The sequence below is a fragment of the Streptomyces venezuelae genome, from assembly GCF_008642295.1.
GTDB classification, from domain to species: domain Bacteria; phylum Actinomycetota; class Actinomycetes; order Streptomycetales; family Streptomycetaceae; genus Streptomyces; species Streptomyces venezuelae_C.
Map to the genome: position 1 here is coordinate 993,069 of NZ_CP029190.1, position 11,563 is coordinate 1,004,631.

Here is an 11,563-nt window from a genome sequence, read left to right on the forward strand (position 1 = left end):
CCTCTCATGCCAAGAACACCGAAGCGGGCCCGCTGGTCCGCACTGATCGCCGCGGTGGGCGCCTTCGGCCTGCTGGGCGCGTTCACCGTCGCCAACTCCCAGGCGGCCGACGCCGGTCCGCAGTCCGCGCCCGCGGCTGCCTCGGCTGCCGCGGCCCTCCCGGCGTACGACCACGTGGTGGTCGTCGTCTACGAGAACAAGCAGTACGGCGAGATCATCGGCAGCGCCAACGCGCCCTACATCAACCAGCTGGCCAACAACGGCGCCAGCCTGACCGCGATGAAGGCCCTCACCCACCCCAGCCAGCCGAACTACTTCAACCTGTTCTCGGGCTCCACCCAGGGCATCACGGGCGACGGCTGCTACGTCCCGCAGTCGATGACCGCGGCCAACCTCGGCCAGGAGCTGATCGCGGCGGGCAAGACCTTCGCCACCTACAACCAGGGTCTGCCGAGCGAGGGTTCGACGGTCTGCACCAACGGCCAGTACGCGCAGAAGCACAACCCCTGGTTCGCGTTCAAGAACGTCCCGCTGAACACCGGGAAGACCTGGGCGCAGTTCCCGCAGGGCAACTTCGCGGCGCTGCCGGACTTCTCGTTCATCGTGCCGGACCAGTGCAACGACATGCACTCCTGCCCGGTGTCCACGGGCGACACCTGGACGAAGAACAACATCGACGCGTACGCGCAGTGGGCGAAGGCCAACAACAGTCTGCTGGTGCTGACCTGGGACGAGGACAACTTCCTCGGCTCCAACCAGATCGCGACCGTGTTCTACGGCGCGCATGTGAAGACGGGCAGGTACGGGACCGCCTTCAACCACTACAACCTGCTGCGCACCTTCGAGGACCTGTTCGGCACCACGCACGCGGGGAACGCCGCGAACGTCCAGCCGATCTCGGAGGTGTTCGGCACCGGCGGCCCCGATCCCACGCCGACCCCGACACCCACCCCGACTCCCGGTGATCTGAAGGTCACCGATCCCGGGCCGCACACCTGCAAGTTCAACCAGTCCTGCACGATCCAGATCACCGCGACCGGTGGCAAGCCGCCGATCCGGTATGCGGCCACCGGTCTGCCCTGGGGTCTGACCATGGACGCCAGCTCGGGCCGGATCAGCGGAAAGCCATGGGGCAGCGGCACCGTCCAGATCGCCGTCACCGCGACCGACTCGGCCGGAGCCACCGCCAACGCCACCTTCCCGCTCACCATCAACTGGTTCTAGGGGGAGCCGTGTACCTGTCTGCCAGCCGGGCCGCGGACGCCGCCAAGGACCTCCCCGCGACCGCGACCGCTGCCCCGGGGCGCCGCGCCGTCCCCGGCACCGTCCTCGCGCTCGGCCTGGTCAGTCTGGTCACGGACATCTCCGCGGAGATGGTCACCGCCGTCCTGCCGCTGTACCTGATGGCGGGCCTCGGCATGTCTCCGCTCGCGTTCGGCGCCCTGGACGGGCTTCACCAGGGCGCCACCGCACTGTTCCGGCTGGCCGGCGGACGGATCGCGGACCGCACCCGGCGCCGCAAACTGGTCGCCGGGGCCGGCTACGGGCTGTCCGCGGCCTGCAAGGCCATCCTGCCGGCCGTCGGCACCCCCTGGTCGGTGGCGGCGGTGCTGGCCGCCGACCGCACCGGCAAGGGGCTGCGCACCGCCCCGCGTGATGCGCTGATCTCGCTGTCCGCGCCGCCCGACGAGCAGGGCCGGGCCTTCGGTGTGCACCGGGCCATGGACACGGCCGGTGCGCTGCTGGGCCCGCTGGCCGCGTTCGGGGTGCTGTGGGTGGCGGTGGACGGCTATGACGCCGTGTTCACGGTCAGCTTCTGCTTCGCGGTGCTCGGGGTGGTGCTGCTCGCGCTGTTCGTACGGGAGGCCCCGGCGCCCGCGGCGGTGCGCGGCGCCCCGCTCCCGCCACTGCGGACCCTGGCCGCCCTGCCGGGACTGCGCCGGCTGTGCCTGGCCGCCGGTCTGCTGGGGCTGGTCACGGTCAGCGACGCCTTCCTCTTCCTGCTGGTGCAGCGGCGGCTGGAGCTGCCGGCCGCCTGGTTCCCGCTGCTGCCGGTGGGCACGGCAGCCGCCTTCCTGTTGTGTGCGCTGCCGGCCGGCCGGCTCGCGGACCGGATCGGCCGGGCGCGGGTGTTCCTCGGCGGCCACGTCCTGCTGCTGATCGCCTGCCTGCTGCTGCTCGGCCCGGTACCGGCCGGTCCGGTCATCGCCGTGGGCGTGCCGGCGCTCCTCGGGGTCTTCTACGCCGCCACCGACGGGGTGCTGATGGCCGCGGCGGGTCCGCTGCTGCCCGAGGAGCTGCGCACCACCGGCCTCGCCTGTCTCCAGACCGTCCAGGCGCTGGCCCGCTTCGCCGGGTCCCTGCTGTTCGGTGCCGCCTGGACCCTGTGGGGGCCGCACTCGGCGCTGGCGGTGGCAGCCGCCGGGCTGGCCGCTGTCCTGATCACACTCTGCCTGCTCGCCTCCGCCGGTAAGCTCCGGATCACTCACCGGAGTTGACCGGAGTCGATCGGAGACCCATGCACGACGCCGATGTCTGGAAGACGATCTCCGCCCTGGCCGAGACCTTCGAGGTCCGGGACGCCGGGCGGGGAGTGGCACCGGAGGAGCAGTGGACCCTCCAGGTGCTGAAGATCGGGGAGGAGTTCGGCGAGGCGGCGCAGGCCGTGATCGGGGTGCGCGGTACCAACCCGCGCAAGGGCACTTCGCACACCTGGGAGGACGTACAGGCCGAGGTGGCCGACACCATCATCACCGCCATGGTGGCCCTGACCCGGATGCGGCCCGATGACGCCGCGGAGTACTTCGCCCGGCAACTCGCCCTCAAGTCCGACCGCTTCCTGACCCGCCAGGACCCGCCCGGGAAGGCCGTCCTCCCGGCGGACCGCTCGCCCGCACCCTAGGCTCGGTCATATGGCTGGAACGCTGGAAGGCAAGGTCGCCCTGGTCGCCGGAGGCACCCGCGGTGCGGGCCGCGGGGTGGCCGTACAGCTGGGCGCGGAGGGCGCGACGGTGTACGTCACCGGGCGCAGCACCCGGGGGAAGCGGTCGGAGTACGACCGGCCGGAGACGGTGGAGGAGAGCGCCGCACTGGTGACGGCGGCGGGCGGGCTGGGCATCCCGGTGGTCTGTGACCACCTGGTGCCGGAGCAGGTCGAGGCGCTGGTCGGCCGGATCGACTCCGAGCAGGGCCGGCTGGACGTGCTGGTGAACGACATCTGGGGCGGTGAGCTGCTCTTCGAGTGGGAGAGCACGGTCTGGGAGCACGATCTGGACAACGGGCTGCGGCTGCTGCGGCTCGCGGTGGAGACCCATGCCATCACCAGTCATTTCGCGCTGCCGCTGCTCCTGCGCACCCCGGGCGGGCTGGTGGTGGAGATGACGGACGGGACCGAGGAGTACAACCGGTCCACCTACCGGGTGTCCTTCTTCTACGACATCGCCAAGTCCTCGGTGCTGCGGATGGCGTTCGCGCTGGGGCACGAGCTGGGTCCGCGCGGGGCGACGGCGGTGGCATTGACCCCGGGCTGGCTGCGCTCGGAGATGATGCTGGACAACTACGGGGTGACGGAGGCGAACTGGCGGGACGCCACGGAACGCTCCCCGCACTTCGCGATCTCCGAGACCCCCTCGTACGTGGGGCGGGCGGTGGCGGCGCTGGCCGCCGACCCGGAGGTGGCCCGCTGGAACGGCCGGTCGCTGTCCAGCGGGCAGCTGGCCCGGGAGTACGGCTTCACCGATCTGGACGGAAGCCGGCCGGACGCCTGGCGGTACCTGGTGGAGGTTCAGGACCCGGGCCGGCCGGCCGACACCACCGGCTACCGCTGATCCGAGCGGCCGGACACCTCCCCGGGCAGCCGGGCCGCGATCCCGTCCAGGACGCAGCGGAGGCCGAAGGCCCAGGCGGTTTCCGGGCTGTAGGCGCCGACGCTGCTGCCGACCCGGAAGGCCAGCGGGTAGGCCTCGGCGTCCATGACCCGTTCCAGCAGGGGCGCGGTGGCGTCCCACCACTCGTCGTCGCTCTGCCGCCGGTTGTGCTCGGCCGCGTCGAGGGCGGCCCTGACGGTCGCGTGCACGAAGGCGAGGAGGTGGGTGAGCCCGGCGTCCATCTCCACGTCGGGCAGTCCCATGCCCTCGAAGGCGGCGAGCTCGCGCTCGTACTTCCCGATCACGCCGGGACCCATGGGCGGGCGGGTGGCGGCGAGGTCGGCCACCCAGGGGTGCCGGAACAGCAGGTCGCGGTTGTCGTCGGCGACCGCCGTCAGCCGGGTCCGCCAGTCGGCGTCCGCGGGGACCGGCCGGCGCTCCATCCGGCCCCACACCTGATCGAGCATGAGGTCGAGCAGTTCGGTCTTGCCCGGGACGTAGGTGTACAGGGACATCGGGGTGACGCCCAGGGCGGTGGCCAGCGAGCGCATGGTCAGGGCGTTCAGTCCGTCCCGGTCGGCCAGTTCGACGGCCGCGTCGACCACGGCGTCCACGCTGAGTCCCTGCCGCGGTCCGCGCCGGCCGGCCGGCTCCTGCGCGGACTCGCGCCACAGCAGCTCCAGCGTGCGGGCGGGGTCTTCCGTACCACTGCGGTCCTTGCTCATGAGCTGTCCCTCTCCCTCGCTCCGGGTTGCACTCCGGGTTATTCTCTACGCTGTATACAGTACACTGTAGAGAGTAAGCCCGAAACACCCCCGCCGTGAGGAGTTCCGTGCAGATCACCACCGCCACCACCGCCACCGCCGCAGCACCCACCGCCGCCGACGGCCATCAGGTCATCCAGGTCCGCGGCGCCCGCGAGAACAACCTCGTGGACGTATCCGTCGACATCCCCAAACGCCGGCTGACGGTCTTCACCGGCGTCTCCGGATCCGGCAAGTCCTCGCTGGTCTTCGGCACCATCGCCGCCGAATCCCAGCGGATGATCAACGAGACCTACACGGCGTTCATCCAGTCGTTCATGCCCAGCCAGAGCCGGCCCGACGTGGACGCCCTGCACAATCTGAGTGCCGCGATCGTCGTGGACCAGGAGCGGATGGGCGCCAACTCCCGTTCCACCGTGGGCACGGCCACCGACGCCTCCACCATGCTGCGGATCGTCTTCAGCCGCCTCGGCACCCCGCACATCGGCACGTCCACGGCCTTCAGCTTCAACACCCCGGACGGCATGTGCCCGCGCTGCGAGGGCATCGGCCAGGTCTCCGACATCGATGTGGACCAGCTGGTGGACCGCGAACTCTCGCTGAACGAGGGCGCGATCACCGTGCCCGGGTTCGCCGTCGACTCCTGGTACTGGCAGGTCATGGCCAACTCCGGGTTCTTCTCCCCGGACAAGAAGCTGAAGGAGTTCACCGAGCAGGAGTGGGCGGACTTCCTGCACCGGCCCGCGGTGAAGGTGAAGGTGGGGTCGGGCAACCAGACCTACGAGGGGCTGATCACCAAGATCCAGCGGACGTACCTGTCCAAGGACCGCGAGTCCATGCAGTCCCACATCCGGGCCTTCGTGGACCGGGCGGTGGTCTTCGCCGACTGCCCGGAGTGCGGCGGCAGCCGGCTCGGCCCGGCCGCGCTCTCCTCCCGCATCGACGGCCTGAACATCGCCGACTGCTCGGCCATGCAGATCAGCGACCTCGCCGAGTTCATCGGGAAGATCGAGGACCCGGGGGTCGCCCCGCTGCTGGCGAACCTCCGCGGCCTGCTGGACTCCCTGGTGGAGATCGGCCTGGGCTACCTCAGCCTGGACCGGCCGGCCGGCACCCTCTCCGGCGGCGAGGCCCAGCGGGTCAAGATGGTCCGCCACCTCGGTTCCTCGCTCACCGATGTCACCTATGTCTTCGACGAGCCCACCACCGGTCTGCACCCCCATGACATCCGGCGGATGAACGACCTGCTGCTGCGGCTGCGCGACAAGGGCAACACCGTCCTGGTGGTCGAGCACAAGCCGGAGGTCATAGCGATCGCCGACCACGTGGTGGACCTGGGTCCGGGCGCGGGCACCGCGGGCGGGCACCTCTGCTACAGCGGGGACGTGGCCGGGCTGCGCGCCTCGGACACCCTGACCGGCCGCCACCTCGGCCACCGGGCCCGGCTGCGCGAGCAGGTGCGGAAGCCGCGCGGTGCCCTCTCCATCAAGGGCGCCGACCTGCACAACCTCAAGGACGTCCAGGTGGACGTGCCGCTCGGGGTGCTGGCCGTGGTCACCGGGGTGGCGGGCTCGGGCAAGAGCTCGCTGATCCACGGGTACCTGGCCGGCCGGGACGGGGTGGTGGTGGCCGACCAGTCCCCCATCCGCGGCTCGCGGCGGTCGAACCCGGCGACGTACACCGGACTGCTGAACCCGGTCCGGACCGCCTTCGCGAAGGCCAACGGGGTCAAGCCGGCCCTGTTCAGCGCCAATTCGGAAGGGGCCTGCCCGAACTGCAACGGCCTCGGCCTGGTGTACACGGACCTGGCGATGATGGCCGGGGTGGCCTCGGTGTGCGAGGAGTGCGAGGGCAAGCGGTTCACCCCGGAGGTTCTGACGTACCGGCTTCGCGGCAGGAACATCAGCGAGGTGCTCGACATGCCGGTGGAGGAGGCGCACGCCTTCTTCCCGACCGGCCAGGCCCGGGCGATCCTGGGCCGGCTGCTCGACGTCGGCCTGCCCTACCTGCGCCTGGGCCAGCCCCTCAACACCCTCTCGGGAGGCGAGCGGCAGCGCCTCAAGCTGGCGATCAACATGGCCGAGAAGGCCTCCACCTACATTCTGGACGAGCCGACCACCGGGCTCCACCTGGCCGATGTGGACAAACTGCTGGCCCTGCTGGACCGGCTCGTCGAGAACGGCAACTCGGTGATCGTCATCGAGCACCACCAGGCCGTGATGGCCCATGCCGACTGGCTGATCGACATCGGCCCGGGCGGCGGCCACGACGGCGGCCGGGTGGTCTTCGAGGGCACCCCGGCCACCCTGATGGCCGAGGCCGACACCTTGACGGCCCGTCACCTCCGGGAGTACGTCGGCTCCTAGAGGGACCGCAGGAAGTCGCGGCGGTCGTCGGGGCGGTCGAGGCGGTCACGCCGGTCCCCCGGGGTGACCCCACCGGCCCGCCGGGGGTGACCGCACCAGTCCACCGGGGGCGACCGCGCCGACCCGGCGCATCGCGCCGGGTCCCCGGCCGGCGGGCGGTCCGCCCGTATGCTCGTCCACCATGGGACGGATCATCCTGCCGGTGTCGGTGTCCCTCGACGGTTTCATCGAGGGACCCGGCCGCGAGCTCGACTGGCACCTGGTCGACGACGAACTGCACACCCACTTCAACGAACAACTGGCCCCCATGGGCGCCTTTCTCAGCGGCCGGGTCACCCACGAGCTGATGGCGGCGTACTGGCCGACCGCCGACGAGAACCCGGCCGCGAGCCGCCCGACCGCGGAGTTCGCCGCGATCTGGCGGGACATGCCGAAGTACGTGTTCTCCCGGACCCTGGAACCGGCCGAACACACCGCCTGGAACACCACGGTGGTCCGCCGGGTGGACCCGGCGGAGATCGAGGCGCTGAAGGCGGCCCCCGGCGGCGACCTGGCCCTCGGCGGCGCCGACCTGGCCGCCTCCTTCATGCGGTACGGCCTGATCGACGAATACCGGCTCTATGTCCATCCGGTGCTGCTCGGCTCCGGCAAGCGGCTCTTCCCGGCCTCGGACACCCGCACCCTGCTGCGCACGGCCGGCACCCACACCTTCGGCAACGGCGTGGTCCTGCTGCGCCACCTCACCTGACCGGCCGCCGTGTCAGGGGGTCCTGGGCCGCTCCCGGTGCTCCCGCCAGCCCGCCAGGGCCTGCTCGCGCGAGCCCTCCGGATGCCGGGCGTGCCAGTCCTGCACGAAGCGGTTGAACTCGAACTGGGCACCGGGCCGCCGCGGTTCGGCGGCCTCGGCGCGGGTGGCGTACCAGTGCGCGACCGCGTCGGCGAGGGTCCGGCCGGCCTGCCGGGCGATGTAGTCCCGCATAGGGGCGTCGAAGTGGAAGCCGGGGCCGATCTCCCGCACGAAGAAGGCCCGCAGCACCTGGCTGCACCGCTGGCCCTCGGGAATCACGCTCCGCCCGTCGACAGGCCCGGCCAGCTGCCGCCCGCCCTTCCGCCGGACGACGGCGACCGGTTCGGCCGGGTGCCCGTCCAGTGCCGCCCGCAGCCGCCCGGCGAGCGCGGTCTTGCCCCCGCCCCGGGGTACGCCCATCTCCCGCGCCAGCCCGGTCAGCTCGGCCAGCGTCCAGTACCACCGGGCCAGCTCGTCCCCGCTGAGCCGCGGGCTCAACTCCGGCCGCGACTCGCCTTCTCTCGTACTCACATTCGAATTCTAGGGCACGGGGATCAGGCCCGGCCCAGCTCCGCCGCACCGAAGGACACGTCGAAGCGGTCGCACCAGATGCTGACGCTGGTGTACTCGTCCAGCTTCACGTCCGCGGGAATCCCGTAGTTCTGGTCGCCCTTGTTGCCCTTGAGCTTGCCCAGGCTGATGTGCTTGCCGTCGTCGAACACCCGCCAGCCGGCCACCCCCTCCTTCACCGGGGCATCGGTCAGCAGGACCCGCAGATCCGGGCCGTTGCTGGTGTCGAGGTTCTCCAGCCGCAGCGTGCGCGAGCCGTCGGGCAGCCGGACGATCTTCACCGTGCCCCGGGTGGCGTGCTCGTGGCTGATCAGGCTGCCCTCGGCGATCGTCTCCGGACCCGGCTGCGGGCTTGTCTGCCCGCCGGTCGGCGCACCCGCGACCGGCGAGGCCGCCGGCAGGGTCTCCTTGACCGTTTCGTCCCGCCACAGCTTCCAGGGCTGGAACCAGTACAGACCGGCACCCAGCAGCAGCGCCCCCGCGATCAACGCCCCGGTCACCGGCAGTACCCAGCGCCGCCTTGCGTTCCCTGCCACCGCAAAATCCTCTCGTCCGGGCCGTTCGTCCGGGCCGTTCATCCGTGCCCGTCGATTCAAACCCCCAGGCCACCCCGGCCGCCAGGGGTATCGGCATGACGAAAGTCTTACGCGTTCCCGCCGGCAGGACGGCCGGCCGGCGGGACGCGCCGCACTCACACGCGGGTGAGCAGAGGCAAGGTCCTGGCGCCCGTCATGTGGTCGGCCTGCATGAACGTGGGCGGCAGCGCCGGGTCCGTACGCAGTGCCGGGAACCGGTCGAGGAGGATGTCCAGGACGATCCGGCCCTCCATCCGGGCCAGCGGCGCCCCGAGGCAGTGGTGGATGCCACGGCCGAAGCCGAGGTGCGAGTTGGAGGCGCGCGAGGGGTCGAACACATCGGGGCGGTCGAAGTGCCGCGGGTCGCGGTTGGCCGCCGAGAGCCAGACGTGGACCATGGTTTTCGACGGGATCCGCTGCCCGGCGAGCTCCACCTCCTCGGTGGTGGCGCGCAGGGAGAGCGAGAACGGCGTGAGAAAGCGCAGCGTTTCCTCCAGGACGCCCGGGATCCGCGAGCGGTCGGCGCGCAGCAGCCGGTCCTCCTCGGGGTGGGCGTCGAGGCAGAGCACGGTGTTGCCGATCAGCAGCGTGGTGGTGATGTGCCCGGCGACCAGCAGGATGTAGGCGAAGTTGACCACCTCGTTGTCGCTGAGCCGCTCTCCGTCGACCGTGGCCTCGACGAGCTTGGTCAGCAGGTCCTCGCGCGGCTGCCGGCGGCGTTCGAGGACGTGTACGCGCAGGTAGTCGCGGAGCTTCCCGATGCTCTCCAGCTGCTCCTTGAGGGCGCGCTCCTGCTCCTCGGCGCGCTCGGCCCGCAGGAGTTCTATGGAGGTCTCCATCATCCGTTCCGCCCAGCCCCGGAAGAGGTCCCGGTCGGAGGCGGGCACGCCGAGCAGCTCGGCGATGACGATGACGGGCAGCGGGTAGGCCAGGTCGCCCACCAGCTCGATCCGGTCCTGTCCCTGCACCTTGTCGAGCAGCTCGTGGGTGAGCTTGACGATCTTCGGTTCGAGGTCGGCGACCACCTTCGGGGTGAAGGCGCTGCTGACCAGGTTGCGCAGCTGCCGGTGGCCCGGCGGGTCCATCTGGAGGATGTTCCCCTCCATCACCTCCGGGTCGACCTCCACGGCCAGGAGGTCCGCGGTGCCGGAGGAGAAGGTCTTCGGGTGGGCGAGGATCTCCTGCACCGCGTCGAAGCCGTAGACGTTCCAGGTCGAGGTCTTCTCGTCGAACACGACCGGGTTCCCGGGCTGTTGACCGCGAAGCCAGAAATGGTGCGGATGGATGCCCCACTGGTCGAAAAGGGTGGTCATCGGGCAGTTCCTTTCGTACGGACAGGACGTGATCGACCGGGCACACCGTACGAGTCGGTAGGTTCCTGCGCACGCTTCGCAGTGAGGGGAAGTCAGGTTGCGGACCGCGGGGGATCCGGCCGCGGCGGCGGCTGCTCGGCCTCGACCCGGTCGACGAGCAGCATCGCCACGTCGTCGGCGAGCCGGCCGTGGGTGTGGTCGAGCAGCTCCCGGTGCATGCGGTCCAGGAACTCCCGCGGGGGCCGGTCGTGCATCGCTTCCATGGCCTCGGGGAGCGCGAAGAAGTCGTTGTGCCGGTTGCGGGCCTCGATCACGCCGTCGGTGAGCAGCAGCAGCCGGTCGCCGGGGACGAACGGATAGCTGTCCGTCGTACCACCGGGCGGGCCGCTGACGAGCTCCTCCATGCCGAGCGGCGGCTGCGGGGAGCCGGGCGTCAGGGCGCGGGCCTTGCCGTGGTGCAGCAGCAGCGGGGGCGGATGGCCTCGGTTGACCACCTCGACCACGTGTCCGTCCGGGACCTGGGCCACCAGTGCGGTGACGAAGCCCTCCAGGAGCGCTTCCGCGTCGAAGGCCCCGGGTACGGCGGCATCGCGGCGCAGGGCCTCCCCGCAGTGGTTGATGACCTCCACCAGTTCGTCCTCGTAGTGCACGGCCTCCCGGAACGCGCCCAGGACGACGGCGACCGCCCGGACGGCGGGCAGTCCCTTCCCCCGGACGTCCCCCACGATCATGCGGACTCCGTACCGGGTCTGCACCGCCTCGTAGAGATCGCCGCCGATCTGCGCCCCCGTCTCGGCCGCGAGGTACATGCTGGCGGCGCGTACGGGCCCCAGCCTGGCCGGTACGGGCCGCAGCAGCACCTCCTGCGCCGCCGCCGCGATCCGGCGGACCTGTCTCAGCTCGTTCTCCCTGCGGGTGCGCACGGCTCTGCTCGTCATAAAGCTCGCCGTGGTGACCAGGAGCAGGGCCAGGAAGTTGCTGTAGACCTGCTGGCTGCCCCATGCCTGGTTGTAGGTGGCGGTGGTCACGCTGACGGCGACGGCCAGCCCCGCCGCCGCGAGGGTGCCGACGGGCCCCATGGTCACGGCCGCCAGGGCGGGTGTCGCGACCAGGAAGGGGCCCGTGTACAGAAAGTGCAGGGGCGTGAGTTCGACGGCCACCACCAGCAGGGCGATCGCGAAGGGCAGGCACTCGGCGAGGGTGTAGAGGACCGGGTGAGGGGGGTGCTCTCCGGGCCGGGGGGACGAGCGGAAGACCGACCGCATGGCTCCAGCCTGCCCCCTTGCGGCCCGTTGTGCCCGCCCGCCGCCTCTCGCGCCTCT

General features: G+C 71.2%; 11 protein-coding genes. 6 read left to right on the top strand and 5 right to left on the bottom strand.

Features of this window, described 5'->3' with window-relative positions; all coding sequences use genetic code 11:
• Positions 1-6 precede the first annotated feature (6 nt).
• Genes DEJ50_RS04450 through DEJ50_RS04465 form a run of 4 tightly spaced genes read left to right on the top strand, consistent with a single transcriptional unit; the run spans position 7 to position 3,827 of the window.
• Positions 7-1,224: an alkaline phosphatase family protein gene (locus DEJ50_RS04450; RefSeq protein ID WP_150206148.1), complete on the top strand. Its 1,218-nt coding sequence runs from the start codon at positions 7-9 to the stop codon at positions 1,222-1,224.
• Between the two features lie 8 nt (positions 1,225-1,232).
• Positions 1,233-2,498 (top strand): MFS transporter, encoded by a 1,266-nt coding sequence (locus DEJ50_RS04455; RefSeq protein WP_150206150.1) that lies wholly within the window; start codon positions 1,233-1,235, stop codon positions 2,496-2,498.
• A 20-nt stretch (positions 2,499-2,518) separates the two neighbouring features.
• On the top strand, positions 2,519-2,902 hold the full coding sequence (locus DEJ50_RS04460) for a MazG-like family protein (protein ID WP_150206151.1): 384 nt from the start codon (positions 2,519-2,521) through the stop codon (positions 2,900-2,902).
• A gap of 10 nt (positions 2,903-2,912) precedes the next feature.
• Entirely contained in the window at positions 2,913-3,827 is a 915-nt protein-coding gene (locus DEJ50_RS04465) for an SDR family oxidoreductase (RefSeq protein WP_150206153.1), read from the top strand.
• Here DEJ50_RS04465 and DEJ50_RS04470 read toward each other — a convergent pair.
• A complete protein-coding gene (locus DEJ50_RS04470; protein ID WP_150206155.1) occupies positions 3,818-4,591 on the bottom strand; it encodes a TetR/AcrR family transcriptional regulator in 774 nt (257 codons plus the stop codon). The two genes, DEJ50_RS04465 and DEJ50_RS04470, sit on opposite strands and share 10 nt — an antisense overlap.
• 113 nt (positions 4,592-4,704) lie before the next feature.
• On the opposite strand from DEJ50_RS04470, the gene DEJ50_RS04475 reads away from it, so the two are divergent.
• Positions 4,705-6,996, top strand: a complete 2,292-nt coding sequence (locus tag DEJ50_RS04475; RefSeq protein WP_150211897.1) for an ATP-binding cassette domain-containing protein — start codon at positions 4,705-4,707, stop codon at positions 6,994-6,996.
• Positions 6,997-7,177: 181 nt separating this feature from the next.
• Positions 7,178-7,744: a dihydrofolate reductase family protein gene (locus tag DEJ50_RS04480; RefSeq protein WP_150206157.1), complete on the top strand. Its 567-nt coding sequence runs from the start codon at positions 7,178-7,180 to the stop codon at positions 7,742-7,744.
• Positions 7,745-7,756: 12 nt separating this feature from the next.
• On the opposite strand, the gene DEJ50_RS04485 is transcribed toward DEJ50_RS04480, so the two are convergent.
• The 4 genes from DEJ50_RS04485 to DEJ50_RS04500 form a co-directional block, all read right to left on the bottom strand.
• Positions 7,757-8,314, bottom strand: coding sequence for a DUF6434 domain-containing protein (locus DEJ50_RS04485; RefSeq protein WP_150206158.1), 558 nt, complete (start codon positions 8,312-8,314; stop codon positions 7,757-7,759).
• 23 nt (positions 8,315-8,337) lie between these two features.
• Entirely contained in the window at positions 8,338-8,889 is a 552-nt protein-coding gene (locus DEJ50_RS04490; protein ID WP_223837592.1) for a DM13 domain-containing protein, read from the bottom strand.
• Positions 8,890-9,044: 155 nt separating this feature from the next.
• Positions 9,045-10,241 (bottom strand): cytochrome P450, encoded by a 1,197-nt coding sequence (locus DEJ50_RS04495; protein WP_150206160.1) that lies wholly within the window; start codon positions 10,239-10,241, stop codon positions 9,045-9,047.
• Positions 10,242-10,333: 92 nt separating this feature from the next.
• A complete protein-coding gene (locus DEJ50_RS04500) occupies positions 10,334-11,506 on the bottom strand; it encodes a PP2C family protein-serine/threonine phosphatase (RefSeq protein WP_150206163.1) in 1,173 nt (390 codons plus the stop codon).
• Positions 11,507-11,563 lie beyond the last annotated feature (57 nt).

Coding starts and splice junctions, on each gene's coding strand:
- DEJ50_RS04500 (WP_150206163.1), bottom strand. CDS start 11,506: ATGCGGTCGGTCTTCCGCTCGTCCCCCCGGCCCGGAGAGCACCCCCCT.
- DEJ50_RS04460 (WP_150206151.1), top strand. CDS start 2,519: ATGCACGACGCCGATGTCTGGAAGACGATCTCCGCCCTGGCCGAGACC.
- DEJ50_RS04450 (WP_150206148.1), top strand. CDS start 7: ATGCCAAGAACACCGAAGCGGGCCCGCTGGTCCGCACTGATCGCCGCG.
- DEJ50_RS04470 (WP_150206155.1), bottom strand. CDS start 4,591: ATGAGCAAGGACCGCAGTGGTACGGAAGACCCCGCCCGCACGCTGGAG.
- DEJ50_RS04465 (WP_150206153.1), top strand. CDS start 2,913: ATGGCTGGAACGCTGGAAGGCAAGGTCGCCCTGGTCGCCGGAGGCACC.
- DEJ50_RS04495 (WP_150206160.1), bottom strand. CDS start 10,241: ATGACCACCCTTTTCGACCAGTGGGGCATCCATCCGCACCATTTCTGG.
- DEJ50_RS04480 (WP_150206157.1), top strand. CDS start 7,178: ATGGGACGGATCATCCTGCCGGTGTCGGTGTCCCTCGACGGTTTCATC.